The organism is Marinobacter alkalisoli (genome assembly GCF_045449855.1).
Lineage (GTDB): Bacteria > Pseudomonadota > Gammaproteobacteria > Pseudomonadales > Oleiphilaceae > Marinobacter.
On the sequence record NZ_JBJJLC010000016.1, the window covers coordinates 45,788 to 70,264 of the forward strand.

25 protein-coding genes and 1 pseudogene are annotated in these 24,477 nt (G+C 58.8%); 14 read left to right on the forward strand and 12 right to left on the reverse strand.

Annotated features, from left to right (window positions below):
- The 3 genes from ACJO5Y_RS08275 to ribA all read left to right on the forward strand — a co-directional run bounded on the left by ACJO5Y_RS08275 (position 1) and on the right by ribA (position 2,266).
- On the forward strand, positions 1-957 hold the full coding sequence (locus ACJO5Y_RS08275) for a Nudix family hydrolase (RefSeq protein WP_406986040.1): 957 nt from the start codon (positions 1-3) through the stop codon (positions 955-957).
- Positions 958-1,056: 99 nt separating this feature from the next.
- Positions 1,057-1,545, forward strand: coding sequence for a cyclic pyranopterin monophosphate synthase MoaC (gene moaC / locus ACJO5Y_RS08280; RefSeq protein WP_406986043.1), 489 nt, complete (start codon positions 1,057-1,059; stop codon positions 1,543-1,545).
- Positions 1,546-1,651: 106 nt separating this feature from the next.
- Positions 1,652-2,266: a GTP cyclohydrolase II gene (gene ribA, locus ACJO5Y_RS08285; protein WP_406986044.1), complete on the forward strand. Its 615-nt coding sequence runs from the start codon at positions 1,652-1,654 to the stop codon at positions 2,264-2,266.
- 54 nt (positions 2,267-2,320) lie between these two features.
- Here the strand turns inward: ribA and dxs are convergent, their stop codons facing one another.
- From dxs to ACJO5Y_RS08305, 4 genes are all read right to left on the reverse strand, one after another.
- The gene (dxs, locus tag ACJO5Y_RS08290) at positions 2,321-4,252 is read right to left on the reverse strand and encodes a 1-deoxy-D-xylulose-5-phosphate synthase (RefSeq protein WP_406986046.1); all 1,932 of its coding nucleotides are present in this window, start codon (positions 4,250-4,252) and stop codon (positions 2,321-2,323) included.
- 110 nt (positions 4,253-4,362) lie between these two features.
- Complete coding sequence (locus ACJO5Y_RS08295) at positions 4,363-5,262, reverse strand: polyprenyl synthetase family protein (RefSeq protein ID WP_406986049.1); 900 nt, start codon at positions 5,260-5,262, stop codon at positions 4,363-4,365.
- A complete protein-coding gene (locus ACJO5Y_RS08300) occupies positions 5,262-5,516 on the reverse strand; it encodes an exodeoxyribonuclease VII small subunit (RefSeq protein ID WP_127330714.1) in 255 nt (84 codons plus the stop codon). Before ACJO5Y_RS08300 ends, ACJO5Y_RS08295 begins: the two co-directional genes overlap by 1 nt.
- A gap of 55 nt (positions 5,517-5,571) precedes the next feature.
- Entirely contained in the window at positions 5,572-6,348 is a 777-nt protein-coding gene (locus ACJO5Y_RS08305; protein WP_406986052.1) for an NRDE family protein, read from the reverse strand.
- Between the two features lie 85 nt (positions 6,349-6,433).
- Between ACJO5Y_RS08305 and ACJO5Y_RS08310 the strand changes: the two genes are divergently transcribed.
- The 4 genes from ACJO5Y_RS08310 to ACJO5Y_RS08325 all read left to right on the forward strand — a co-directional run bounded on the left by ACJO5Y_RS08310 (position 6,434) and on the right by ACJO5Y_RS08325 (position 9,809).
- Positions 6,434-7,231, forward strand: coding sequence for a sulfite exporter TauE/SafE family protein (locus ACJO5Y_RS08310; RefSeq protein ID WP_406986055.1), 798 nt, complete (start codon positions 6,434-6,436; stop codon positions 7,229-7,231).
- A gap of 10 nt (positions 7,232-7,241) precedes the next feature.
- A complete protein-coding gene (gene lgt, locus ACJO5Y_RS08315; RefSeq protein ID WP_406986057.1) occupies positions 7,242-8,030 on the forward strand; it encodes a prolipoprotein diacylglyceryl transferase in 789 nt (262 codons plus the stop codon).
- Positions 8,027-8,866, forward strand: coding sequence for a thymidylate synthase (locus ACJO5Y_RS08320; RefSeq protein WP_406986060.1), 840 nt, complete (start codon positions 8,027-8,029; stop codon positions 8,864-8,866). The genes lgt and ACJO5Y_RS08320 overlap by 4 nt, the downstream gene beginning before the upstream one ends.
- 427 nt (positions 8,867-9,293) lie before the next feature.
- Positions 9,294-9,809, forward strand: a complete 516-nt coding sequence (locus tag ACJO5Y_RS08325; protein WP_406986063.1) for a dihydrofolate reductase — start codon at positions 9,294-9,296, stop codon at positions 9,807-9,809.
- Here ACJO5Y_RS08325 and ACJO5Y_RS08330 read toward each other — a convergent pair.
- Positions 9,788-11,323, reverse strand: a complete 1,536-nt coding sequence (locus ACJO5Y_RS08330; RefSeq protein ID WP_406986066.1) for a DEAD/DEAH box helicase — start codon at positions 11,321-11,323, stop codon at positions 9,788-9,790. The two genes, ACJO5Y_RS08325 and ACJO5Y_RS08330, sit on opposite strands and share 22 nt — an antisense overlap.
- A gap of 127 nt (positions 11,324-11,450) precedes the next feature.
- Here ACJO5Y_RS08330 and ACJO5Y_RS08335 point away from each other — a divergent pair, with 127 nt between their 5' ends.
- On the forward strand, positions 11,451-11,822 hold the full coding sequence (locus tag ACJO5Y_RS08335) for a thioesterase family protein (protein WP_406986068.1): 372 nt from the start codon (positions 11,451-11,453) through the stop codon (positions 11,820-11,822).
- A gap of 152 nt (positions 11,823-11,974) precedes the next feature.
- Here ACJO5Y_RS08335 and paaX read toward each other — a convergent pair whose 3' ends face one another.
- Positions 11,975-12,937: a phenylacetic acid degradation operon negative regulatory protein PaaX gene (paaX, locus tag ACJO5Y_RS08340; RefSeq protein ID WP_406986070.1), complete on the reverse strand. Its 963-nt coding sequence runs from the start codon at positions 12,935-12,937 to the stop codon at positions 11,975-11,977.
- Between the two features lie 306 nt (positions 12,938-13,243).
- On the opposite strand from paaX, the gene ACJO5Y_RS08345 reads away from it, so the two are divergent.
- From ACJO5Y_RS08345 to ACJO5Y_RS08370, 6 genes and pseudogenes are all read left to right on the forward strand, one after another.
- Positions 13,244-14,401 carry an ABC transporter substrate-binding protein gene (locus ACJO5Y_RS08345; RefSeq protein ID WP_406986072.1) on the forward strand — a complete coding sequence of 386 codons (1,158 nt, stop codon included), beginning with the start codon at positions 13,244-13,246 and terminating at the stop codon, positions 14,399-14,401.
- 79 nt (positions 14,402-14,480) lie between these two features.
- Positions 14,481-15,356, forward strand: coding sequence for a branched-chain amino acid ABC transporter permease (locus tag ACJO5Y_RS08350; protein ID WP_406986074.1), 876 nt, complete (start codon positions 14,481-14,483; stop codon positions 15,354-15,356).
- Positions 15,356-16,363, forward strand: coding sequence for a branched-chain amino acid ABC transporter permease (locus ACJO5Y_RS08355; protein WP_406986075.1), 1,008 nt, complete (start codon positions 15,356-15,358; stop codon positions 16,361-16,363). Before ACJO5Y_RS08350 ends, ACJO5Y_RS08355 begins: the two co-directional genes overlap by 1 nt.
- Positions 16,360-17,118, forward strand: a complete 759-nt coding sequence (locus ACJO5Y_RS08360) for an ABC transporter ATP-binding protein (protein ID WP_406986077.1) — start codon at positions 16,360-16,362, stop codon at positions 17,116-17,118. Before ACJO5Y_RS08355 ends, ACJO5Y_RS08360 begins: the two co-directional genes overlap by 4 nt.
- A 38-nt stretch (positions 17,119-17,156) precedes the next feature.
- Positions 17,157-17,585: pseudogene (locus ACJO5Y_RS08365) on the forward strand (hemerythrin domain-containing protein); the annotation flags it as partial.
- A gap of 210 nt (positions 17,586-17,795) precedes the next feature.
- Entirely contained in the window at positions 17,796-18,500 is a 705-nt protein-coding gene (locus tag ACJO5Y_RS08370) for an ABC transporter ATP-binding protein (RefSeq protein WP_406986221.1), read from the forward strand.
- 121 nt (positions 18,501-18,621) lie between these two features.
- On the opposite strand, the gene paaZ is transcribed toward ACJO5Y_RS08370, so the two are convergent.
- The 6 genes from paaZ to paaA all read right to left on the reverse strand — a co-directional run bounded on the left by paaZ (position 18,622) and on the right by paaA (position 24,472).
- On the reverse strand, positions 18,622-20,667 hold the full coding sequence (paaZ, locus tag ACJO5Y_RS08375) for a phenylacetic acid degradation bifunctional protein PaaZ (RefSeq protein ID WP_406986080.1): 2,046 nt from the start codon (positions 20,665-20,667) through the stop codon (positions 18,622-18,624).
- A 91-nt stretch (positions 20,668-20,758) separates the two neighbouring features.
- Positions 20,759-21,838: a 1,2-phenylacetyl-CoA epoxidase subunit PaaE gene (paaE, locus tag ACJO5Y_RS08380; RefSeq protein WP_406986083.1), complete on the reverse strand. Its 1,080-nt coding sequence runs from the start codon at positions 21,836-21,838 to the stop codon at positions 20,759-20,761.
- A 13-nt stretch (positions 21,839-21,851) separates the two neighbouring features.
- Positions 21,852-22,421, reverse strand: a complete 570-nt coding sequence (gene paaD, locus ACJO5Y_RS08385) for a 1,2-phenylacetyl-CoA epoxidase subunit PaaD (RefSeq protein ID WP_406986085.1) — start codon at positions 22,419-22,421, stop codon at positions 21,852-21,854.
- On the reverse strand, positions 22,405-23,169 hold the full coding sequence (gene paaC, locus ACJO5Y_RS08390; RefSeq protein WP_406986087.1) for a 1,2-phenylacetyl-CoA epoxidase subunit PaaC: 765 nt from the start codon (positions 23,167-23,169) through the stop codon (positions 22,405-22,407). The genes paaD and paaC overlap by 17 nt, the downstream gene beginning before the upstream one ends.
- An 11-nt stretch (positions 23,170-23,180) precedes the next feature.
- Entirely contained in the window at positions 23,181-23,462 is a 282-nt protein-coding gene (paaB, locus tag ACJO5Y_RS08395) for a 1,2-phenylacetyl-CoA epoxidase subunit PaaB (protein ID WP_406986089.1), read from the reverse strand.
- Between the two features lie 17 nt (positions 23,463-23,479).
- Positions 23,480-24,472, reverse strand: coding sequence for a 1,2-phenylacetyl-CoA epoxidase subunit PaaA (gene paaA / locus ACJO5Y_RS08400; protein ID WP_406986092.1), 993 nt, complete (start codon positions 24,470-24,472; stop codon positions 23,480-23,482).
- Between the last annotated feature and the right edge of the window lie 5 nt (positions 24,473-24,477).

The following is a 24,477-nucleotide window of genomic DNA, read 5'->3' on the forward strand; positions in this document are numbered from 1 at the left end:
ATGGCACTTACTGAAATCCACGTCGCTGTAGCGGTGATCATCCGCGAAGGCCGAGTGCTGATCGCGCGCCGCCCGGACCACGTCCATCAGGGCGGGCTTCTGGAGTTCCCCGGTGGCAAGGTTGAGCCCGGTGAAACGGTGCAACAGGCCCTGGCCCGGGAAATTCAGGAAGAGACCGGTCTCCAGGTGCCTGTAGAGTCCCTGAGCCCGGTAATTGGTATTCGCCATGATTACGGTGATAAACGGGTCTTTCTCGATGTCTGGCGCACCGAAGCCGCCATTGGCGAGGCGGAAGGTCGGGAAGGCCAGCCGGTACAATGGCGGTCGGTGGCTGAACTCCGGGATGAAGAGTTTCCGGCTGCCAACCGGCCGATTATCCGCGCGATCAAGCTGCCGTCATGGCTGGCGATTACCGGGGAATACCGGGCGCCAGCGGACATACTGAACCAGTTTCAGGAGCGCATCCGCATGACCCGGCCGGAGCTTGTGATCCTGCGCGCTCCGAAGCTGACCGCCATCGAATACCAGGCGGTTGCCCGCGATCTGGTGATGGTTGGTCGTGATCAGGGGGTGGAGATTCTGCTTCACGGCGCCGCTGACCGGTTGGAGATGGTGCCTGAAGCTGCGGGCGTGCATCTGCCATGGCGTGAAGCCGGCGAGTGTGGGCATCGCCCGATTCCGGCTGACAAATGGCTGGGGGTGTCCTGCCACAATAACGCTGAAGTCAGCCACGCAGTAGCCATAGGGGCGGACTATGTCACCCTCGGTCCGGTCTCGCCGACGCCTTCCCACCCCGGTGCCCCGGTCATGGGGTGGGAGTCCTTCCGTCAGCAGGTGGCCGTCGCCCAGGTGCCGGTATACGCCCTCGGGGGACTCACGCCGGATGACGGTGACGTCGCGACCGGACTGGGCGCACAAGGTATTGCCGGTATCAGTCTCTGGTGGCCCGGGATCTGACGATTGTCAGGTCGCTGGGAGGTCGGCTTCTGTTATCATGGAGTCTCTGATATTCATTCCAATTATCGCATTGCCGGATAACCGGACACAGGAGAAAGCGTGAGCAAGCTGACCCACCTGGATGAGAAAGGCGAAGCCCGGATGGTGGATGTGACCGCCAAGGACGTGACCCAGCGTGAGGCCCGCGCCGAGGCCCTGATACGAATGTCGCCACAGACGCTCGCGATGATTGTGGATGGTCAGCATCCGAAAGGGGATGTACTGGCGGTTGCCCGTATTGCCGGCATCATGGCGGCAAAAAAGACCCATGACCTGATCCCGCTCTGCCATTCGCTGAACCTTTCATCGGTCAAAGTGGAACTGACGCCGGGGGAAGATGGTGCATCCGTACATATCGCTACGTTCTGTAAGCTCTCAGCTCAGACTGGCGTCGAGATGGAGGCGCTCACTGCAGCCAGCGTAGCGGCCCTGACCCTGTACGATATGTGCAAGGCCGTTGATCGCGGCATGGTGATAGACCAGGTTCGCCTGCTTGAAAAGAAAGGTGGTCGCAGTGGCCACTGGTCCGCATCGCCGTCCGGATCGTAAGTCCGTAAAATCCATTGCGCTGGAGACGACGGTGCAGAGACTACGCCAAGAGGGCGCCCACGTGATAGAATGCGCGGCCCGATTGATTGAACCACGAGGAAACACTGTGGCTGTTCGTTACATCCAGACCTGCCGGTTGCCTACACCGTTCGGGGTCTTCGACATGCACGGCTTCGAAGAGCCGGACACCGGAAAGGAGCACGTGGCTCTGACCTTGGGTGATCTGAACAGCGATGAGCCGATGCTGGCACGTACCCACTCTGAATGCCTGACTGGCGATGCTCTCTACAGCATGCGTTGTGACTGCGGCTATCAGCTGGAAGAAGCGTTACGCAGTATTGCCCGCGAAGGCCGTGGCATCCTGATGTACCTGCGCCAGGAAGGTCGTGGCATCGGGTTGCTGAACAAGATTCGTGCCTATCACCTCCAGGATCAGGGCGCGGACACCGTTGAGGCTAACGAGAAGCTGGGCTTTGCCGCGGATCTGCGGGATTACAGCATGTGCAAGGACATGCTGGAACACCTGGGCATCAAGAGCCTCAGGCTGATGACCAACAACCCGCGTAAAGTGGATGCCCTGACGTCTTACGGCATCGATATCACCGAACGGGTGCCGTTGCACGTTGGCCGGAACCCCCACAATGAGCATTACCTCAACACCAAGCAGAGCAAGCTGGGCCACTGGTTTGAGACCCATCAGGACGACGATCCGCAAGAATAAAGCGACCGTGCTCAACCGGGGCGCCTTTTAACAGGGTGCCGGTTGGGCGGTTGGTTATTTGACCGCTTTCAGGGTCTGGTGCCGAAGCCGCTCCAGGCGCATTTCAATCGAGCGGCGAATGCCGTCTGCATCCAGCCCGCAGTCACTGAGCAATTCCCCGTGCTTGCCATGATCGATAAAGCTGTCCGGCAGCCCCAGTTGCAGGACCGGCTGGCTGACGTCGTGCGCATTGAGAAACTCAGTAACGGCACTGCCGGCGCCACCGGCGATGCTGTTTTCTTCCAGGGTGACCAGCAGCTCGTGGCGTTCGGCCAGTGACAGGATCAGCTCTTCATCCAGAGGCTTCACGAACCGCATATCCGCCACGGTGGCTCCCAGGGCCTCGGCTGCCTCGAGCGCCGGCGTCAGTAAGGTGCCGAAATTGAGAATGGCGACACCATTTCCTTCCTTCACCATGCGTCCCTCGCCAATGGGCAGGGGAGTTAGCGCTTCGACGATGTCCGCTCCCGGCCCGGTTCCCCTTGGGTAGCGCACAGCGGCCGGCCCCTGGAACATCAGGCCGGTGTGAAGCAGTTGCCGGGTTTCATTCTCATCAGACGGTGTCATTACCAGCATATTGGGAATACAACGCAGGTAGCTGATATCAAAGGATCCGGCGTGGGTCGGGCCGTCTTCGCCGACCAGGCCGGCGCGGTCTATGGCAAACAGCACGTCCAGGTTCTGGATGGCAACATCGTGGATCAGCTGGTCGTAGGCGCGCTGCAGGAAGGTGGAGTATATGGCGACCACCGGTTTTGCACCATCACAGGCCAGCCCGGCAGCCAGGGTCACGGAGTGTTGCTCGGCAATCGCCACGTCATGGTAGCGATCCGGAAAGCGCTGGGAGAAGGTCAGCAGATCGGATCCCTCACACATAGCCGGCGTAATGCCGACGACCCGCTCATCCTGTTCCGCCGCATCGCACAACCATTGACCGAACACATTGGCGTACTTGGGCCTGGACGGCTTGGGTTTTACCGGTTCCGGCTTACTGGCGGGCACCGGCTCAATCTTGTTGATGGCGTGGTAGCCGATCGGATCGGCCTCGGCTGGAGCAAAGCCCTTACCCTTGGTCGTCACTACATGGAGGAATTGCGGGCCGTCGAGCTCGCGGATGTTCTCCAGGGTTTCAATCAGCAGGGGCAGGTCGTGCCCATCGATCGGGCCAATGTAGTTGAAGCCCAGCTCCTCGAAGAGTGTGCCCGGGGCGATCATGCCCTTGAAGTGTTCTTCGGTCTTCTTCGCCAGCGCCATCAGGTGGGGCGCGCCCTGAAGGACCTTCTTGCTGCTGTCCCGGACCTGGTTGTAGGTACGGCTGGCCAGCAGCTTGGCAAAGTAGTTGGACAGCCCGCCAACGTTGCGGGAAATGGACATGTCATTGTCGTTCAGCACCACCAGCATGTCGGCATGCAGGTGACCGGCGTGGTTCAGTGCCTCGAAGGCCATGCCGGCTGTCATTGCGCCGTCGCCAATAACCGCAATGCTCTTGCGTCCGGTGTTCTGCATGCGGGCTGCCATGGCCATGCCCAGGGCTGCACTGATGGACGTACTGGAATGTCCCACACCGAAGGTGTCGTATTCGCTTTCAGCGCGCTTGGGGAAACCCGCCAGTCCGCCCTTGCGGCGAATGCTGCCCATCTGCCCGCGGCGGCCGGTCAGGATCTTGTGGGGGTAGGCCTGGTGACCCACATCCCAGACCAGGCGGTCCTCCGGGGTGTTAAAGACATAGTGCAAGGCAACGGTCAGTTCGAGTACACCCAGCCCCGCGCCGAAATGGCCGCCGGTCTGGCCAACGGACCATAGCAGGAACGCCCGCAGCTCGCGGGCCAGTTGCGTCAACTGCTCGGCCGGCAGTTCGCGTAACTGGTCCGGAGTATCGATCCTGTCCAGTAGCGGCGTATTGGGCCGCTGTGGCGGGATTTCCTTGAATATGTATGTGTCCTGCATCTGCTCGGGTCTTTCTCGATCTGTGTGACGAATCAATGGTTGTCGGATGACGCCTGGGGCTAATCCGACCTACGGGGTAATGACAGTGTGCGCTTCCTGTCCCGGATCAATCAATGGCTCCGGGCGACCACGTAATCCGCCATGGCTCTCAGCGGGTCTGCTTCGGGCCCGAAGTCGTCCAGGTGGTCGAGAGCGGTCTTCAACAGCTGTGACAGAAGCTCCCTGGCGCCGTCATTGCCAAGCAGTGACGGGAACGTGGGTTTGCCCCTGGCAAGGTCGGAGCCCTGGGGTTTTCCGATGACGGAAGTATCGCCTTCGATGTCCAGCAGGTCGTCCTGGACCTGGAACGCCAGTCCGAGAGCTTTTGCGTAGCCTGTCAGTGCAGTGAGGTGCTGATCCGGCAGTGATTCTGCCGTCAAGGCGCCGATGCGGACACTGGCTTCGATCAATGCGCCGGTCTTGTGGCGATGCATGTTTTCCAGCGCATCAATGCTGAGGGTCATGCCGACGGACGCCAGGTCAATGGCCTGACCGCCGACCATGCCACGGTGGCCACTGGCGGCGGCCAGCTCGCGAACCATCGCCAGCCGTGTGGCATCGCTCAATGCGGGGGCTTCCGCCAACCAGCCAAAGGCCAGCGCCTGCAGGGCATCACCGGCCAGGATGGCGGTGGCCTCGTCGAAGGCGATGTGGGTCGTGGGGCGGCCCCTGCGCAATTCATCGTTGTCCATGGCGGGAAGATCGTCATGGATCAGCGAATAGGCATGGATCAGCTCCAGGGTGCAGGCCGGAACCAACGCTCGTTCCGACGTCTGGCCCACTGCAAGCGCGGCTGCGAGGCACAGTGCCGGTCGGATACGCTTGCCACCGCCCAGCACGCTGTAACGCATGGCTTCCTGCAGGCGGTCCGACGCATGGCCACCGGCTTCGATGCGTTCATCCAGTGCGGCATCCACCCGGGCCCGTGAGGTTTCAAGAAAATCTTCCGCAATCAGGGGCTGTGCGGTCATCAGGCGGACTCATCCGGTGTGAAGGGGCGGGTTTCCAGGGTGCCATCGTTGTTCTGTACCAGCTGTTCAACGCGCTGTTCTGCTGTTTTCAGGGCTTGCTGGCACTCGCGGGTCAGCTTGACGCCCCGTTCAAAGGCGGTCAGCGACTGCTCCAGGGACAGTTCGCCCTGCTCCAGGTCACGAACCAGCTTTTCCAGCTCATCCAAGGATTTTTCAAAGTCGGCGATGGATGTTGCGCCTTGTTCACCGGCCATGGGAGGCCCTCCGGTTGCTTCGCGGGTTTTGGCGGATTATATCAAAGGTTGCGTGCTACCGCTGCCAACAGAACTGCCGACGTTCGCCCGGTTCGCCCATGGGGTTCCAGCCCTGTTCGGTCACCCGGATTTCCCCGGAGCGGCTGACGGACGCAATGGTGGTCGCGCGGGTGCCGTAATCGCTGCCGACGATAAAGGGGGAGGACAGGAAGCGCTCGGTTTCCAGGCCGACACCGGTATCGGGCAGATCCCGGTCCGGAGCGGGTGTGGTGTCCTGTAACAGTTTGATCAGGGCGTCATGGAGCGGTTCTGACGACCCCGCTGGCGTGTCTGCCAACGTGCGCGACATGGCGTTACGGAGCTTCAGCAGTTTTGGCCACGGAGTCTGCAACAGATGGTTGCTGAGTCCATAGGTCCCCCGATGGACCTTGCGCCCGGGGTGGGCGTCCCGGTTACTGAAATACCAGCCGGATTGCCCATCCAGGTGGATCAGGTTGAAACCGGAATAGTCATCCTGGCGGTGCATCAACTGCTGTTCCAGTTCGGCGCCAGGCAGCCTCAGCGCCTGTAGTGGCAGCTCGCCCCGGCTGAGTCGTCCGGGCTCGGCGGTGCCCTCCCGAACGTTGGTTACCGCAGCGATCCGGCCGTCCCGGCTGACGGCCAGCCAGGTGCCGCCGGACAGCAAATCACGGCCCGCGAGCATTGGAGGCTGCTCTGCGTCCTGCCACCAGTCCATGGCAGCCGTGGGCCGGCGGAAAAATTCATCGCGATTGGCGGCAACCACCAGTGGATAGTCAGGATTCTGTCCCAGGGAAAAGGCAATCAGGCACATGGTGGTATCGATGCTCTCATAATGAACTCGGCGACGTCGGTGTGTATCATACCAGCCTTGTTTTCTGACTGCGTGTGGCTGTGCTATGACCCTGTTAAGCGTATTTGGTCTCTACCTTGCGCTCGGCGCCTTTGCCGGGACGCTGGCCGGGCTGTTCGGGATAGGTGGCGGGCTGGTTATTGTGCCTGTGCTTATATTCAGCTTCGGGTTACAGGGTATCAGTACTGAAATCGCCGCGCACATGGCCGTCGGTACGTCGCTGGCAACCATTGTGTTCACGTCACTGAGTTCCATACGCTCTCACCACCTTCATGCGGCGGTACGCTGGGACATATTCAAACCGATGACCGCAGGCATTGTAGTCGGTGCCCTGGTGGGCGCCTGGACGGCCTCCCTGCTGAGCGGGCCGGCGCTGGAACTGATCATTGGTATCTTTGTCATTCTGGTGGCCGTGAAGATGATCCTTGAGGTAAACCCAAAGCCGGGCCGGGTAGTGCCCGGTTCCACCGGCCTTGGAGCCGCCGGTGGCGGTATTGGCTGGGCCTCCGCGATCTTCGGCATTGGCGGCGGCACCCTGACCGTGCCTTACCTGAGCTGGTGTAACGTGAACATGCAGCAGGCCGTGGGCACATCGGCTGCCTGCGGCCTGCCGATCGCGATCGCTGGCGCCCTGGGCAATATCTGGACCGGGTGGGAAAACCCGGAGTTGCCGGAACTGAGCTTTGGCTTCATCTATCTGCCAGCTCTGTTCGGTATTATCCTCACCAGCGTATTGTTTGCCCGGGTCGGAGCGAATCTCGCGCACCGTTTGAACGCCCGGTTACTGAAACGCATATTCGCCATCATGCTGATCCTGGTCGGCATCCGCTTTCTTCTGAGCTGAGAGGTTATTGATGCTGCAGCACCCGCAGTTTGATCCCGTGGCCATTTCCCTGGGGCCCCTGAAAATCCACTGGTACGGTCTGACCTACCTGGTCGGCTTTATTGCTGGCTGGTGGCTGGGGCGGATCCGCGCCCGCAAACCCTGGTCACCCCTGAGCGAAGACCAGGTGGGTGACCTGCTGTTCTATATCGCCCTCGGCGTCATCCTTGGTGGCCGCTTCGGTTACGTGGTGTTCTACAACTTCGACGCCTTCATCGCCGACCCGCTCTGGCTGCTGCGGGTGTGGGAAGGGGGGATGTCTTTTCACGGCGGCCTGCTGGGCGTGATGTTTGCCATGTGGTGGTACGGTCGCAAAGTCGGCAGCGGTTTCTGGAAAATGGCGGACTTTGTGGCTCCGCTGGTCCCCATCGGCCTCGGAGCCGGGCGCATCGGCAACTTCATCAACGGCGAACTCTGGGGCAAGCCCACGGACGTTGCCTGGGGCATGGTGTTCCCTCAGGCACCGGATGCCCTGGCACGCCATCCGTCCCAGCTGTATCAGTTTGCCCTGGAGGGGGTAGTGTTCTTTATCATCCTCTGGTGGTTCTCTTCCAGGCCCCGCCCGCGGATGGCGGTCTCCGGCCTGTTCCTGGTCTGCTACGGCGTGTTCCGTTTCCTGGTAGAGTTCGTACGCCAGCCGGATCCGCAACTGGGCTACCTCGCCTTCGATTGGCTCACCATGGGGCAGGTGTTGTCGTTCCCGATGATTCTGGCCGGCGCCGGCCTGATGGTTATTGCTTACCGCAGAGGTGTTGAATGAAAGCCTATCTCGACTTGATGAAAGACGTAGTAGACAACGGCCTGGACCGGGGCGACCGCACCGGCGTTGGCACCCGCTCCGTCTTCGGCCGCCAGATCCGCTTCGATTTGCAGGCAGGCTTTCCGCTGGTCACCACCAAGAAAGTTCACCTGCGCAGCATCATCCAGGAACTGCTGTGGTTCCTGCAGGGCTCCACCGACAACAATTGGCTGAAGGAGCGCAACGTTTCCATCTGGAACGAATGGGCCCTGGAAAACGGCGACCTGGGCCCCATCTACGGCAAACAGTGGCGCAGTTGGCAATGCCCGGACGGCAGCACCGTTGACCAGATCAGCGACGTCATCGACCAGATCCGCAACAAACCCAACTCTCGCCGGCTGATCGTCTCCGCCTGGAACCCGGCGGAACTCCCGGACGAATCCATCGGCCCCCAGGACAACGTCCGCCAGGGCCGCATGGCGCTGGCTCCATGCCACTGCCTGTTCCAGTTCTACGTTGCCGATGGCAAGCTCTCCTGCCAGCTATACCAGCGCAGCGCCGACCTGTTTCTGGGCGTACCGTTCAACATCGCGTCATACGCGTTGCTGACCCACATGATCGCCCAGCAATGTGATCTGGGGGTGGGGGAGTTCGTTCACACCTTTGGTGATTGTCATCTGTACCAAAATCACCTGACCGACGACATCGTCTTCGAGCAACTCAGGCGGGAGCCGCGGGCGCTACCCAAGCTTGTGATCAAGCGGAAGCCCGAGTCGATCTTCGGGTACGAGCTGGAGGACTTCTCGTTTGAGGGGTATGAGCCGCATCCTGTAATTAAGGCTCCCATCGCGATCTGACCTGGGCTTGGGTCCAGTCCGATGAATGTGGGGGCGGCAGGGTAGCGGGTGGGGCTTTCCGAAAAACGCCTCAAGGCATCCATGCGCGGCTTCGGCTCCGCCATCCATGGCTCCGCAGATTTTCGGAAAGCCCCACCCGCAACCCTGCGTTCTGACGACAAAGTTCGCTTATCGAAACGATTACGGCGTGTGTGCGGTATTTACACCGGGTTGTGTGTTCTAAATACTTCAGCCTTGAATCCTGAACATCTGACTGCGATGTCGAGTCGCGAGAGGGCGGGAAACAGTCTCCAAAAATCTGCGGAGCCATGGATGGCGGAGCCGAAGCCGCACACGGACGTCTTGAGGCGCTTTTTGGAGACTGTTTCCCGCCCTCTTGCAGCCCCCAAAGTTTAAAGCCAGGACCTGAGAACCAAGAGGACAAAAAATGAGAAAAGCCCTGATAGTTGCCATGTCCCGCAATCGGGTCATCGGTCGTAACAACAAGTTGCCGTGGTATTTGCCAGGGGATCTGCGGTACTTCAAGCAGGCCACCATGGGTAAGCCCATCATTATGGGGCGGAAAACCTGGGATTCCATTGGGCGGCCATTGCCCGGGCGGATGAACGTGGTTATATCCCGGAACCCGGAATGGGAAGCACCTGCCGGAACGGTAGCAGCAAAGTCATTGGACGAAGCGTTGGTGAAAGCTGAAGCTCAGGCTGAAATCGAGGGCGGAGACGAAGTGATGATTATTGGGGGCGGGCAGATCTACGCCGAAGCCCTGCCGATGGTGGATCGAATCTACATCACCCAGGTGCACGCGGAGGTTGAGGGGGATGCATTCTTTCCGGAAGTGAACTGGGATGAGTGGGAAGAAATCGGACGGGAGGATTTCTCCGCGTCCGATAACAACCCTTACGACTACAGTTTCGTCGTCTATCAGCGCTTGGCGTCAGCCTGACGGGCAGGGCGTTTGCCAGCGGGCTTGCCGCCCTTGCCGGGAGGCTTGCCCTTCGGGCCGGGGCCACCGCGGCCTTTCGGACCTTTCTTGAAGCCTGGTTTGAAACCGGGCTTGCCACCCTTGCGACCATCGCCCGGACGACCGCCTTTGCGATCCCGGCGTGGTGGTGTCGCAGAAACCACGGGTAACGCTTCCGGCTGTTCCAGAGGCATGGAACCTGGCTGAGCTGCTTCCATCCAGCAGGCCATGGCGCCTGCCACCATCGCCATATCCATGTCATTGCGCTCGGCAATCTCGTCCAGCAGCGCCATCGCCTTGGCCAGTTTCCCGTCTTCGGCAAACTCCAGCAGCTGCGCTTCGAACTGCTGCTCACGCATCTTTTTCAGATCCGTGGGCGAGGGCAGCTCATAAGGCTCCATGGGTGAGTTGGTTGCGCGCTCAAGGGTGCGCAGCCAGCTGCGTTCCCTCGGGGTCACCAACAGGATTGCCTTGCCTTCACGACCGGCGCGGCCAGTACGGCCAACCCGGTGGATATAGGCCTCGGTGTCGTAAGGCACATCGTAGTTGATAACGTGGGTAATCCGCGGCACGTCCAGGCCCCGGGCAGCGACATCGGTAGCTACGATAATGTCTTTCTTGCCGCGCTTGAGATCTTCGACCGTTTGCTCGCGCTGGCGCTGGTTCAGGTCACCGTTCAGCGGGGCGACAGCGTGCCCGCGGGCCGACAGCTTTTCAGCCAGCAGTGTGGTTTCCGCCTTGGTGCGCACGAAAATGATAGCCGCATCCAGAGGCTCCACTTCCAGAATGCGCGTCAGGGCGTCCAGCTTGCGCTCGGCATATACCGGCAATACAAACTGGGAAATACGCTCAACCGTGCGGGTTTCGCTCTCGATTTTTACTTCCGTCGCATCGCGCAGATAGGTCTGGGCAACTTTCTTGATCTGCGGCGGCATGGTTGCGGAGAACAGCGCGCGCTGACAGTTTTCAGGTGTCTTCGCCAGAATCGCTTCCACGTCATCGATGAAGCCCATACGAAGCATTTCGTCGGCTTCGTCCAGCACCAGGGCCTTTAGGCTATCCAGCTTCAGGGTGCCCTTGCGCAGGTGGTCCAGCATGCGGCCGGGGGTACCCACGATCACTTGGGCGCCACGGCGCAAGCCTTTGATCTGGGGATAGAAATCCTGGCCGCCGTAAATTGGCAGTACATGGAAGTTGCGGAACTTGCTGGCGTAGGTGGTGAACGCCTCGGCCACCTGGATGGCCAGTTCACGTGTGGGTGCCAGCACCAGAATCTGCGGCTCCATAACGGAGGCGTCGATGCGGCTCAGCAGCGGCAGCGCAAAGGCGGCCGTTTTCCCGGTACCGGTCTGGGCAACACCCAGTAAGTGTTTGCCGGCCAACAGCGCAGGGATAGTCTGGGCCTGTATGGGAGAGGGTTTTTCATAGCCGACGGCGGCAACAGCTTCAAGAACAGCTGGATCCAGGCCGAGTTCGGCAAAAGACAATTCAGACATTAATGTACTCGGAATTCGAAGGGTAGGGCATTGCAATGCAATGCATGTTGTGTCGGGGATTATAACTGGTTTGTTGTGTCTTTAACACGGCTAATGCTGGCGGGGCTGTAGGTAGTTGCCGGAGCCGATGGTCGAGGCGGAAACGAAACCGGTGAGCCAATGCAAGGGATTGGATTATATTGAGGCAATTACACCGGAATTCATTCAACAGATCGAGATGCGCTGGGCTTTTGGCAATCTGCCGTTCAGTGGCAAAGGTGGTCGGGAGCTTGGCGGCTGGATGCAGTTCAGGAAGACTCCGGAAACCATTTCAGACGCCCACATTATTGCTCTCGTTGACGCGTGGCCGCCTGCGGTTTTGCCCTATGTGAAACAGCAGGTGAAAACCAGTTCCCTGAGTGGGACACTTGATATCGTGCATCCCAGGCCATTTTTAGAGCCAGGAGACTGGCTGATCTGGCTCATTGCTGGCCATGGTGGGTTACCTGGCCGATGTTGATGGTAGTTACACCAACGGCCTCTGGCTTACCCTGATTGTAATGGCATTTGGTGTGGTGATGCTGCATCTGGCGCGCAGAGCGGAACAAAGAGAGCAGGGCGCGCCTTCCCTGTGCCCGGAATAGCGACCGGGCAATCTGCTTCAGGGCACCGCTATTCCATTTCGGGCACGGCGTTGCTGAGAACGCCTGAATCCCGTAATCCTCCGAACCGCTTGTAGAACTTCTCACTAGGCCCTGGCAGGGGGCCGGAGGCATTTTCCAGGGTCCCGTCCAGCCACTGCTCGGCCCGCACATAGATCTGGCGGTACAAATTGCGGCAAAGTTGCTTGGCGCTGCGGCCTTCCCAGTCACCCGGCAACAGTTCGTCGGGCAGTAGTGGATCCCGAAGCAGAATCTTGCGGTATTCGTGGATCAACAGAATTCGGAGAATCAGGCATTCCTCCGGGTTGAGGGTGTCTTCGGACTGTAGTTCGCGCCACAAAGGGCGGAACTGACTCAGGAAGCGTCGGTAGCGGCCTCCCAGCTCATCCAGATTCCAGCTTTCGCGAACCTGCAGGCGAAGTGCTCTGGGGCTTTTCTGCTCCATGGGCATGGTCTGCATCACGATGGTATCGTCCAGAGCGCCCCATTCCTGCAGCATCGGAATCAGTTCGCTGCGGGTGAACCGAGGGTGTTCCATCAGGCCCGGAGCCATACTGCCAAAACTGAGCCACTTGAGTTCCTCCCGGACTTTCTGGCGAAGGTCCGGTGCTAGCTGATTCAGGTACACAAGGCACCAGCTGCCACTCCATTCTTCGGTATCAAGGTTGTATACGTGCTGGAACGCCTGCTCGAACCGGCGCAGCCCGGGGCCGGTGAGGCTGTAGTAACTGCATCGCCCTACCTTTTCCGTTTGCAGCCAGGATTCCTGAGCCAGGCGGTACACAGAGGTGCGAACCAGTCGCTGGCTGACGCCCATGGGTTCTACCAGCTTCATCAGGCTGCCAAGCCAGACATTGCCGCCGCGGGGCACGATGGCATCGCCATAGATGGTGATGATGAGCGACCCGGCCCGGAGCGGCCGTTTCTTCTGGAAGTTCTTGACGAGCAGTTCTAGTTGGCTTTTTGCAGTCATGGTCTGGGTTCGCAAATAAGAATCAATGAAACACGTTGCACGTATTATGCGGGTCTTGCGTGTCAGGTAAAGGCTTGCCTCTCTGAATGCTTTGCTGGCGCGTTGCGTCAGTGTCAGCTTTACTGAAAGAGCCTTGATCGGACGCCCTGAAATCAGTTGACATGAAAGTTATGATACAATAACTTCGTTTAATAGTCGTCAATGGTATCGAATTATACCGGGAGCGAAAAATCAGGATTGTTGTAATCAGGGATGAAGGAACAAAAACACACTCAAGCCCCTGCACAATTCGGGAGAACAAAAACAATGCTTAAAACAATGATGCGTCGCGCAGGAAAATGCGCAGCAGTTGCTGCTGCCGGTCTCATGATGATGAGTGCCCAGGCAGCTGAACCCATCAAAATCGGCTCGTTCCTGTCTATAACAGGTCCGGCATCCTTCCTTGGCGACCCCGAGCTGAAAACGCTTGAGATGTACGTCGAAAAAATCAATGAAGAAGGCGGTGTGCTGGGGCGTCAGCTGGAGCTGATTCACTACGATGACGTGGGAAATGCGTCTTCTGCCCGTAACTTCGCAAGCCGTCTTGTTCGTTCAGACCGAGTGGATATCATCGTCGGTGGCAGCACCACCGGTGCGACCATGGCGGCGGCGCCGCTGATTGAGCAGGCCCGTATTCCGTTCATTTCCCTCGCGGGTGCTGTGGTCATCACCACACCGGTGAAAAAGTGGGTATTCAAAACCCCCCAGTCTGACCGCATGGCGGCCGAGCGAATCCTGGCCGATATGAAAGATCGAGGTATCACAAAGATCGGTCTGATCTCCGGTACGGGTGGTTTCGGTAGTTCCGGCCGTACCCAGACCCTGGAAGTAGCCGAGAAAATGGGTATCGAAGTACTGGCGGATGTCACCTACAGCGGATCTGATACAGACATGACCGCTCAGTTAACCAATATCCGTAACACAAAAGGTGTTGAGGCGGTGCTCAACTTCGGTTTCGGTCAGGGCCCGGCGATCGTGACCCGAAACTACGCCCAGTTGGGGATGGAGCTTCCGTTTTACCAATCCCACGGGGTCGCCTCTGACAGCTTCCTGGAGTTGGCTGGTTCTGCTGCCGAGGGGCTCCGCCTGCCGGCATCCCCGCTGCTGGTTCCGGATTCACTCCCGGATGACGACCCCCAGAAACCGGTAGTGCAGAACTACAAGGCAGAGTATGAAGCGCGCTGGGATTCCAAGGTTTCAACCTTCGGTGCCTACGCTTACGACGGTCTGATGCTGGCGGTACGCGCCATTGAAGAAGCCGGCTCTACCGATCCTGAAGCTGTGCGTGAGGCTCTGGAAAACATCAAGGGCTACGTAGGTGTTACCGGTGAATTCAACATGTCTCCGGATGACCATAACGGTCTTGATCCAGACTCCTTCCGCATTCTGGAAGTCCAGAACGGCGAATGGAAACTGATTAACTGAACTCCCTTTCACCTGTCTCGCGGCTGGCGGCTTCCTCATGGGGTAAGCCGCCAGCCGATGTTCGACCGGAATCACCGCTATGCTCGCAGAATTCTTACAATACCTGTTCACCGGGATCACCATCGGTGCGACCTACGCCCTGATAGCTCTCGGTTTTACCCTGATTTACAACGCCAGTCATGTCATCAACTTTGCTCAGGGCGAATTCCTGATGATTGGGGGCATGGCAACTGTTTCGCTGACGGCCATGGGCGTGCCCATGGTGCTTGCCATCGTTCTCGCCATTATCCTTGCCGGGGTACTGGGCATAGCGCTTCAGCGCTTCGCCATTGCACCGGCCAAGCAGGCTGATGTGGTTACCCTGATCATCATCACGATCGGTGCCTCCATTTTTATTCGTGGTATTGCCCAGATTATCTGGGGCAAGGAATATCACGTGATGCAGAATTTCAGTAGCGATGAGCCCATTCGGGTGTTTGGTGCTGTTCTGAATAGCCAGAGTCTCTGGGTTCTGGGGATCGGTGCCATTGTCGTTGTGGCACTTGTACTGTTTTTTACCAAGACTCTGATAGGCAAGGCGATTCTGGCGACGTCGATGAACAAGGAAGCTGCACGGCTGGTCGGCATCCGCACCCAGATGGTGCTGATGCTGGCCTTTATGATGTCTGCGCTGCTCGGCTCCGTTGCCGGCATTGTGGTTGCGCCGATTACCTTTACGTCCTACGACATCGGCATCATCCTGGGCCTGAAAGGCTTTGTTGCTGCGGCCATTGGTGGCCTTGGCAGTGGTGTGGGTGCTGTTGTTGGCGGTCTTGCGCTCGGAATTGTTGAAGCCATGGCGGCGGGGTATATCTCTTCCGATTACAAGGACGCGGTAGCGTTTTCCATGATTCTGCTGGTGCTGTTCTTCATGCCCCGCGGGTTGTTTGGTGCCAAAGTCGTGGAGCGCGTCTGATGTTGAACCGGTTTATGCAGTCGCGCCTGCGGGGTCTGGTGATCCTCGCCTTAATCCTGATTATTCTTCCGGCTTTTCTGGGCAACCCGTTCCATTATGAACTGGTTATCCAGATGGCCATCATTGCCACTACTGTGGTCGGCCTGAACCTGCTGGTGGGCTTTGCCGGCCAGATCAGTCTCGGCCACGCCGGGTTCTTTGGTCTGGGTGCTTATTTCACGGGTATCGCGACCGGAACCTACGGCTGGTCTTCTGTCCCCGCGCTGGTGGTTGGTGCTATGGCCGTCGGCATCATTGCCTGGGTCGTGGGGCGCCCGATCCTGCGCCTGAAGGGCCATTACCTGTCCATGGCAACCCTCGCGGTCGGCTTCATTATTGCCATCATTCTGAACAACGAGCGTGCCATTACCGGTGGCCCGGACGGCATGCCGGTTCCCGCCTTTGATCTGTTCGGCTGGGAGCTCAGTACATTTGGCCAATATTCGTTGTTTGGACTGGATATTTCTGGCGTTCAGGCCTGGTATATCCTGGCCAGTGTGGTTCTTCTGCTGGGGGTCTGGTTCGCCCTGAACCTGATTGAATCGCCCATCGGCCGGGCGTTACGCTCTGTGAAAGGCTCGGAAGTAGCGGCCAGCGTGGTGGGCGTCGACACTGCGAAGTACAAAAGCCTCGTATTCGTGATCTCCGCCATCTATGCAAGCATCATGGGCGGCCTTTACGCCCACTTTCAGGGCTTTATTACGCCGGCTGTAGCCAGCTTCGAATTCTCCATTCTCTTTATCACCATGGTTGTACTCGGTGGCATGGGGTCCACCTTCGGTGTGATTCTGGGTGCCGTGGTGCTTAAGCTTCTGCCGCAGGTGCTGGCGGATTTCCAGGAGCTGGAAACCGTGATGTTCGGCCTGATCCTGATGCTGACCATGATCTTTATGCCCAAGGGCCTGTTGCCCACCATCACTGCAATCGTTTCCAAAAGAATGCGCAAGAAAGCGGGAGGTGAGGCATGACAGCACTGGTTGAAGTAAAAGGTCTGGATAAGGCCTTTGGTGGTGTTCATGCGGTTGAAGGGGTCAGTTTCGCCGTGGAAGCCGGGCAGGTCTATTCTGTCATTGGCCCGAACGGTGCCGGCAAGACCACGCTGTTCAATCTGATTACCGGCCTCTACATCCCCACGAAGGGGGAGGTCCTGCTTAACGGAGAAAGTACCGCGAAGCTCGAGCCGAACCAGCTTGCGGAACGGGGCATGTGCCGGACCTTTCAGCAGATGCAGATCTGCATGAATATGACCGCCATCGAGAATGTGATGCTCGGCCGGCACCTCCAGCTCAAGAGCAACCTGTTAACCACGCTGTTCCGGTTGCCGGCTTTGCGTCGGGACGAGGAGTCTGCCTATAAACGCGCCGCTGACCTTATGGAGTACGTGGGTTGTGGCGAATACGTGGGTGCCGAGGCCTCTGCCATGTCCTACGGTGCCCTGAAGCGGCTCGAGATTGCCCGGGCACTGGCGGCTGAACCAAAGGTCATCCTGCTGGATGAGCCGGCGGCGGGCCTGAACGCCACGGAAACCGCGGCACTGGAGGCGTTAATCCGGAAAATCGCGGATCAGGGCATAACCGTGATGTTGGTTGAGCACGACATGAAACTGGTGATGGGCATCTCCGACCGGTTGCTGGTGCTGAACTATGGTCGCGTTCTGGCCGAGGGTGCGCCCGAGGAAGTCCGTCAGAACCCGGACGTTATCGCCGCCTATCTGGGTGGCTGAGCAAGGAGACATTTCACATGAGCGAGCAACACACTGGAATGGCGCCTGCCCAGTCACGCAGTGAGCAGGCTGTCCGCATTATCGTTCGGGAACATCAGGCACTGTGGCGGATCCTGGATCTGCTGGATCAGCTTCTCAGCGATATGAACGTGAACGAACAGCGCCCCGACGAGCGACTGTTCAAAACGATTTTTAATTACATCCAGCATTTTTCCCAACGGGTTCACAGCACGCCCACGGACATTGAGCTGTACAAGCGGCTTAGTCAGAAGTCCCCTGAGACAGCGCCTCTGCTGGAGAAACTGGCCAAGGGTTACGTGATCGGGCACGAAAAGCTTATGGAGTTGCGCCAGTTGCTGGAGAGCTGCATGGAAGGCTGGCCAGAGGGGCGTGAAGAGTTCAGTCATGCCCTGGCACGTTTCACCGAATCCTTGCGTAAGCATATCCGTAAGGAAGAGGGGGTGGTCATTCCCCGTGCCCGGAAACTGCTGACCGAGGAAGACTGGGAGCACATTATTGAGTCCCGGGATGTCGAGAACGATCCGCTGTTCGGCGAACGGGTCCAGGAAGAATTCCGGGAATTACGCCACCAGATTGTCAGCTACACTCCGGAACAGTTCGGTGGTCTTGGTCTCAAGCATGAGGATCGGGTCACTGCGCCTCACGCAAAGCAGGAAATGCTGTCGATCAAGGGGCTGGTGACCTCCTACGGCCAGATCGAGGTGTTGCATGATGTGGATATCCATATCAACAGTGGAGAGATCGTCTCGCTTGTGGGTGCCAATGGTGCCGGCAAGTCTACCTTGCTGATGACCATCTCCGGATTGCAGCCGACGGACCGCGGTGCGATCACCTTTGAGGGCAAGGACCTGGCGAAGATTCCGGCCGATCAGCGAGTGGCCGATGGCATTGTGCAGGTGCCTGAGGGCCGGCAGGTGTTCAAGGATCTCAGTGTCCAGGACAACCTGCTGCTCGGTGCCTATACCCGGGGCAAGACGCCCGAGGTAATGGACGACCTGGAACGGATGTACACCAAGTTCCCCATCCTGCGCCAGAAGCGCCACAACCTGGCCGGTGAGCTGTCCGGTGGTCAGCAGCAGATGCTGGCCATGGGCCGGGCCTTGATGGCCAAGCCAAGACTGCTGCTGATGGACGAGCCCAGCATGGGCCTCGCCCCGTTGATTATTGAAGAGATTTTCAACATCGTAAAAGAGCTGAAAGAAGAGGGTATTACCATCTTCCTGGTTGAGCAGAATGCCTCCCAGGCGTTGGCATTGGCTGACCGTGGCTATGTGCTTGAAACCGGAAAGGTGGTGATTGAAGGCACTGGCCGGGAACTGCTCAGCAATGAGAAAGTCCGTGAGGCGTACCTGGGCATGTAGTTGCCCGGAGTTTATAACGCACAAATAAAAGGGGGACAGGTCGTGAAACCTGTCCCCCTTTTATTTGCCTGTCATTTTCTCCCTGGGGTCCAAGACAGGGAGAAAATCTGGCAGCCCGATGTTACTCGGGCTTTTTGGCAACCAGTGTCAGGATGTCGTAGCTCGCAACCATTTCGTCGTTCTGATTGTGAACCTGAACATCCCAGACCACCACACCCTGTGGGTGCCCGTCCGGAGATGTACGACCCTGATCGATCTTGCGCTTGCAGGTCAGCCGCGCCCGGATAGTGTCTCCCGGGGCCACCGGCTCGATGAAGCGCAGGGTGTCCAGTCCGTAGTTCGCCAGAACCGGACCTTCGCCCGGATAAACGAACAGGCCGGCCGCAGCGGAAAGCACGAAGTAGCCATGGGCAATGCGCTTGCCGAACTGGGAGTCCCGCGCCGCAATTTCATCAAAGTGCATGTAGAAGTGATCGCCGGACAGGCAACCGAAGTTGACGATGTCCGCCTCGGTGACCGTGCGCCGGTGAGTCAGCAGGGATTCGTTGATCTGCAGATCTTCAAAGTGGCGACGGAACGGGTGCACCTCGGTTTCGATCAAATCGGCACCACGCACATACTCGCGGGTGACTGCAGCCAGCATGGACGGAGAACCCTGGATTGCGGTTCTCTGCAGATAGTGATGCACCGCGCGGATTCCGCCCAGCTCTTCGCCGCCACCAGCGCGGCCGGGGCCGCCATGCTTGAGCATGGGCAGGGGTGAACCGTGGCCCGTGGATTCCTTTGCCGCTTCGGCATCCAGCAGGTGCAGACGTCCGTGGAAGGCCGCAAGCAGCGGAGCGATCTTGCCGGCAATGGCCGGGTCGCGGGTGGTCAGGGTGGTGACCAGTGAGCCCCGGCCTTGCGCACACAGAGCCACTGCGTCTTCGACGGTGTCGTACGGGATCACCGTCGCCACCGGGCCAAAGGCCTCGATGTCGTGTGCGCCACAGCCATTTTCCGGGTTCCGGCACAGCAGCAGATGCGGCTCGATGAACGCGCCTTTCTCGGTGCCTTCGCCGGTCGGCTTGAAGTCGCCGTTACCACCGGTGACCAGTTCGCTGGTTTTCAGCAACTCCTGGATGTTGGCTTTGACGTCCTCAAGCTGGTCAACGGAAGCCAGGGCGCCCATGCGAACGCCTTCAACGGAAGGATCGCCAACCGTGACTTTCGACAACCGTTCCTTGAGCTTGTCGCAGACGGCCTCCACCTGGCTTTTCGGGACCAGGACCCGGCGGATTGCAGTACATTTCTGTCCGGCTTTGGCCGTCATCTCGCGGCCCACTTCCTTCACGAAGACATCGAATTCTTCGTGCTCGGGGGTCACATCTGGCGCCAGAATGGCACTGTTCAGTGAATCGGCCTCGGCGTTGAACGGAATCGAACGGTTGATGATGTTCGGGTGATTCTTGAGCTTGCGGGCGGTGGCTGCCGAGCCGGTGAAGGTGACCACGTCCTGCTCTTCGAGGTGATCGAACAGGTCGCCGGTGCTGCCGATGATCAACTGCAGGCTGCCTTCGGGCAGAGCGCCGGATTCCTGCATCAGGCGAACCGCCAGTTCGGTGACGTAACAGGTGGAGGTGGCCGGCTTCACAATGGAGGGCATACCCGCCAGGAAGGTAGGCGCGAATTTCTCCAGCATGCCCCACACCGGGAAGTTGTAGGCGTCAATGTGTACCGCCACACCGCCCCGGGGCACCAGGATATGGGTGCCGGCGAAGTGGTTGTTCTTGCCCAGCGGCGTCACCGGACCCTCATGCACGACGTTGCCGGAAGGCAATTCGCGACGGCCCATGCTGGCATAGGAAAACAGGGTGCCGAAACCGCCATCAATATCGATGCCGTTATCGCCTTTGCTGGAACCGGTATGCATCGACAGGGCGTAAAGCTCTTTCTTGTGTTCCTGCAGGTACATGGCCATGGCCTTCAGGGCCAGGGCGCGCTCCTGGAAATCCATCGCCATCAGGTTCTTGCCACCGACCTTGCGGCCATACTCAACGGCTTTCCTGAAATCGAGGGTGTCGTCGTGGGTATGGGCGACGATGTCGCCGTTAATCGCACTGGGCAGTGCCTTGGCGGTCTTTTCACCGACCCATTGGCCGGCAATGAAACTTTTCAGGACTGACATGGGAAACTCCATTCGTTTCTGAAACACCAAGGCAAGTCCCGTATACGCGGAACTTGCCTTGCTCGTGTCTTACTTGTTGGCCGACTGGGCACTACATCTCGTCGTAGTCCAGAACCACTTTGTCGCTGACCGGATAGCACTGGCAGGAGAGCACATAGCCGGCTTCCACCTCGTAATCTTCCAGAGCAAAGTTCTGGTCCATTTCCACTTCGCCTTCCACAACCTTGGCGCGGCAAGTGGAACAGACGCCGGCCTTGCAGGAGTAGGGCAGATCCGCGCCTTCTTCGTTGCCGGCATCGAGGATGCTTTTGGTGTCACGAACCAACGGAAATGTCAGGGTGCGGCCATCGGCGATGACGGTCACTTCGCTCACCGATTCTGGATCCACCTTGGATGGAGCTCTGTCCTTGCGGGCCTGGGGCGCACCACCGGCCGGCGTGAACAGCTCGAAATGGATCCTGCTTTTTTCCATGCCGTGGCGAAGCAGGGAGTCCCGCACGTCCTCTGTCATTAACTGGGGGCCGCAGATGAAGGCGGCGGTGAGATCCTTGGCGTTGATCCAGTGGTCGAACAGGGCGTCGCACTTGTCGTGGTCAATTCGCCCGTTGTACAGGTCAATGTCCTGCTCTTCACGGGTGAAGATATAAACCAGGTTCAGGCGGGCCATGAACTCGTTCTTGAGGTCCTGGAGTTCGTCCCGGAACATGGTGCTGCTGGTGGCCTTGTTGCCGTAGAACAGGGTTACCTCGCTCTTGGGCTCGGTTTCCAGGGTGGTTTTGACGATCGACAGGATCGGGGTAATGCCACTGCCGGCGGCGACCGCCAGGTAATTGCCTTCGCGCTCGGGGTCCAGGTCGATGGAGAAATGGCCCTGGGGCGGCATGACTTCCAGCGTTTCGCCGGGTTTCAGCTGCTCGTTGGCAAACGTGGAGAAACGGCCACCGGGCACCTGCTTGACCGCGATGCGCAGTTCCTGGTCGGCGACACTGCGGCAGATCGAGTAGGTGCGGCGAACTTCCTCACCATCCAGCCGGGTTCTGACAATCAGGTGCTGGCCTTGCTTGTAAGTAAATTCGTCTGCCAGGTCTGCCGGCAGGTCAAAAGATAGTGATACGGCGTCTCTTGTTTCAGGTCTGACCTCTTTGAGGGTCAGTGAGTAGAATTTGTTCATGATCGTATCGGCTCTAGATGCATTTGAAATAGTCGAAGGGTTCGAGACATTCCGTGCAACGATAAAGGGCTTTGCAGGCGGTGGATCCAAATTCGCTCACCCGTTCAGTGTCTTTGCTGCCGCAGTGCGGGCAGGTAATGACGTCCGGTTCCCCGATCAGGCTCATCTTGCTGGAGCTGCCCTCGGGCGGGGCGATTCCGAATTTCCGAAGCTTCTCTTTGCCTTCGTCTGTGATCCAGTCGGTGGTCCAGGCAGGAGTCAGCACCCGGTTGATTTTTGGATTCCGGAAGCCCTCAGCGCGCAGGGCTTCGATGATCAACTCCTCAATCAACTCGGTGGCCGGGCAGCCGGAGTAAGTCGGGGTTACGTCAATGGACAGCTCTTTTCTGTCCCAACGTACGGCGCGAACAATACCGAGTTCCACGACGCTTACTGCCGGCACTTCAGGATCTTTTACTTCATCGAGAAGTGCCCAGATGTCGTCCTCTGACAGCAGATCGGGGCGGGCGTTTGCCGGCACCCGATCGCTGGCAATCAGGATATCGACGGCTGACCGGCTGTCTGAATCACCAGGTTGTGGCATCGGGATAGGCCCTCTGCAGGAACTGCATTTCCGCCAGAATGAAACCAAGATGCTCGGTGTGCTCGCCGTGCTTGCCACCCATGTACATCCAGGCGTCTTCGGCACCCGGTGTCAGGGTGGCCTGAGTGAGCACCTCGTTGACCAGACCGCGCCAGTCTTCGGCGAGTTGGTCGGGGTCCGGGCCAATGCCTGCCTCAGCCATGGCACGATCCGTGTCGTCCGGGGTAATCAGTTCTCCGGTAAAGCGCCAAAGGATATCCACGGCATCCTGCATGCGTTGGTGGCTCTCTTCGGTGCCATCGCCCAGACGCTTGACCCACTCCGAAGAACGGCGCAGGTGGTAGGTGGCCTCTTTCAGAGCTTTGGCAGCGATACCGGCAATACGCTCATCGCTGGCTTCAGTCAGACTTTTGAGTGTGAAGTAGTGCCACACGTCAAAGAAGAACTGGCGACCCATAGTGACCGCGTAATCCTCATTGGGTTGCTCGGTAAGCAACAGGTTGCGGTAATTGTGGGCGTCGCGGCGGAATGCCAGCTTGTCGGCGTCCCGGCCATCATCAATCAGCTCGGCTGCGTACTCGTACCAGTTACGGGCCTGGCCGACGAGGTCAAGGGCGACGTTCATCAGCGCCATCTCTTCCTCAAGTGCCGGGGCCTTGCCGCACAGCTCGCACAGACGCTGGCCCAGGATCATGTCGGAGTCTGCCAGGCGCAGCAGGTATTCCTGTAATGCTTCTGCTTGTGTCATGGAAATGCTCCTTACATGTGTCCGACTTCATCGGGCAGCTTGTAAAAAGAAGCATGCCGGTAAATCTTGTCTTCCGAAGGGTCGAAAAGTATTTCTTTCTCGTCGGATGCGGAGGCCGTGATGGTGTCGGAAGGAACCACCCAGATGCTCACGCCCTCGTTACGGCGTGTGTACAGGTCGCGGGCGTTTTCCATGGCCATCTCGGCGTCAGCGGCGTGCACGCTGCCCACGTGTTTGTGGTTCAGGCCGTGCTTGGACCGCACAAAAACTTCGTAAAGGCGCCATTCTGACATCTGTTATTCCTCCGGTATCAAGCAGCGTGTGCGCGCTGTTTTTGTTTTTTGGCATAGGCGACGGCCGCTTCGCGGACCCAGGCGCCCTCGTCAATTGCTTTCTTGCGAGTATTGATGCGCTCGCGGTTGCAGGGACCATTGCCCTTGAGAACGTCGTAGAATTCCTGCCAGTCGATTTCGCCGAAATCGTAATGGCCACGCTCCTCGTTCCACTTCAGGTCCGGATCCGGTGCGGTGCATCCCAGGAACTCAAGCTGCGGAACCGTCTGGTCAATGAACATCTGGCGCAGTTCGTCGTTGGTTTTACGCTTGATCTTCCAGGCCATGGACTGCTGCGAGTTGGGGGATTCGTCATCATGGGGGCCGAACATCATCAGGGCTGGCCACCACAGACGGTCGATGGCGTCCTGCACCATGGCTTTTTGCTCTTCCGTGCCCTCACGCATCATGTCCAGCAGAATCTGGTAACCCTGGCGCTGGTGGAAGCTCTCTTCCTTGCAAATGCGGACCATGGCGCGGGAGTAAGGACCATAGGAGGTGCGCTGGAGCACAACCTGGTTCACGATGGCGGCGCCATCAACCAGCCACCCAACGGCACCCATATCAGCCCAGTTCAGGGTCGGATAGTTAAAGATACTGGAGTACTTGGCCTTGCCCTGATGCAGCTTCTCAATTTCTTCATCGCGATCGGCGCCGAGAGTTTCCATGGCGCTGTAGAGGTACAGGCCATGACCTGCCTCGTCCTGGATCTTGGCCATCAGCTGGAGCTTGCGCTTCAGGGTGGGTGCCCGGGTAACCCAGTTGCCTTCCGGCAACATGCCGACCACTTCGGAATGGGCGTGCTGGGAGATCTGGCGAACCAGGGTTTTCCGGTACCCTTCAGGCATCCAGTTCTTGGCTTCAATCTTGGTTTCGGCGTCGACCTTTTCCTGAAACTCGCGCTCTTCAGGCGACATTTCTTCCATGGTCTTCAGGCGCTTGGCGCCAGTTTCAACGAGCTGGGCGTACATAAAAA

Excerpts from the sequence above, each read along its gene's own strand:
- ACJO5Y_RS08275 (WP_406986040.1), top strand. The coding sequence starts at position 1 with ATGGCACTTACTGAAATCCACGTCGCTGTAGCGGTGATCATCCGCGAA.
- dxs (WP_406986046.1), bottom strand. The coding sequence starts at position 4,252 with ATGCAGGACACATACATATTCAAGGAAATCCCGCCACAGCGGCCCAAT.
- ACJO5Y_RS08295 (WP_406986049.1), bottom strand. The coding sequence starts at position 5,262 with ATGACCGCACAGCCCCTGATTGCGGAAGATTTTCTTGAAACCTCACGG.
- ACJO5Y_RS08300 (WP_127330714.1), bottom strand. The coding sequence starts at position 5,516 with ATGGCCGGTGAACAAGGCGCAACATCCATCGCCGACTTTGAAAAATCC.
- ACJO5Y_RS08305 (WP_406986052.1), bottom strand. The coding sequence starts at position 6,348 with ATGTGCCTGATTGCCTTTTCCCTGGGACAGAATCCTGACTATCCACTG.
- ACJO5Y_RS08310 (WP_406986055.1), top strand. The coding sequence starts at position 6,434 with ATGACCCTGTTAAGCGTATTTGGTCTCTACCTTGCGCTCGGCGCCTTT.
- lgt (WP_406986057.1), top strand. The coding sequence starts at position 7,242 with ATGCTGCAGCACCCGCAGTTTGATCCCGTGGCCATTTCCCTGGGGCCC.
- ACJO5Y_RS08320 (WP_406986060.1), top strand. The coding sequence starts at position 8,027 with ATGAAAGCCTATCTCGACTTGATGAAAGACGTAGTAGACAACGGCCTG.
- ACJO5Y_RS08325 (WP_406986063.1), top strand. The coding sequence starts at position 9,294 with ATGAGAAAAGCCCTGATAGTTGCCATGTCCCGCAATCGGGTCATCGGT.
- ACJO5Y_RS08330 (WP_406986066.1), bottom strand. The coding sequence starts at position 11,323 with ATGTCTGAATTGTCTTTTGCCGAACTCGGCCTGGATCCAGCTGTTCTT.
- ACJO5Y_RS08335 (WP_406986068.1), top strand. The coding sequence starts at position 11,451 with ATGGTCGAGGCGGAAACGAAACCGGTGAGCCAATGCAAGGGATTGGAT.
- paaX (WP_406986070.1), bottom strand. The coding sequence starts at position 12,937 with ATGACTGCAAAAAGCCAACTAGAACTGCTCGTCAAGAACTTCCAGAAG.
- ACJO5Y_RS08345 (WP_406986072.1), top strand. The coding sequence starts at position 13,244 with ATGCTTAAAACAATGATGCGTCGCGCAGGAAAATGCGCAGCAGTTGCT.
- ACJO5Y_RS08350 (WP_406986074.1), top strand. The coding sequence starts at position 14,481 with ATGCTCGCAGAATTCTTACAATACCTGTTCACCGGGATCACCATCGGT.
- ACJO5Y_RS08355 (WP_406986075.1), top strand. The coding sequence starts at position 15,356 with ATGTTGAACCGGTTTATGCAGTCGCGCCTGCGGGGTCTGGTGATCCTC.
- ACJO5Y_RS08360 (WP_406986077.1), top strand. The coding sequence starts at position 16,360 with ATGACAGCACTGGTTGAAGTAAAAGGTCTGGATAAGGCCTTTGGTGGT.
- ACJO5Y_RS08370 (WP_406986221.1), top strand. The coding sequence starts at position 17,796 with ATGCTGTCGATCAAGGGGCTGGTGACCTCCTACGGCCAGATCGAGGTG.
- paaZ (WP_406986080.1), bottom strand. The coding sequence starts at position 20,667 with ATGTCAGTCCTGAAAAGTTTCATTGCCGGCCAATGGGTCGGTGAAAAG.
- paaE (WP_406986083.1), bottom strand. The coding sequence starts at position 21,838 with ATGAACAAATTCTACTCACTGACCCTCAAAGAGGTCAGACCTGAAACA.
- paaD (WP_406986085.1), bottom strand. The coding sequence starts at position 22,421 with ATGCCACAACCTGGTGATTCAGACAGCCGGTCAGCCGTCGATATCCTG.
- paaC (WP_406986087.1), bottom strand. The coding sequence starts at position 23,169 with ATGACACAAGCAGAAGCATTACAGGAATACCTGCTGCGCCTGGCAGAC.
- paaB (WP_406986089.1), bottom strand. The coding sequence starts at position 23,462 with ATGTCAGAATGGCGCCTTTACGAAGTTTTTGTGCGGTCCAAGCACGGC.
- paaA (WP_406986092.1), bottom strand. The coding sequence starts at position 24,472 with ATGTACGCCCAGCTCGTTGAAACTGGCGCCAAGCGCCTGAAGACCATG.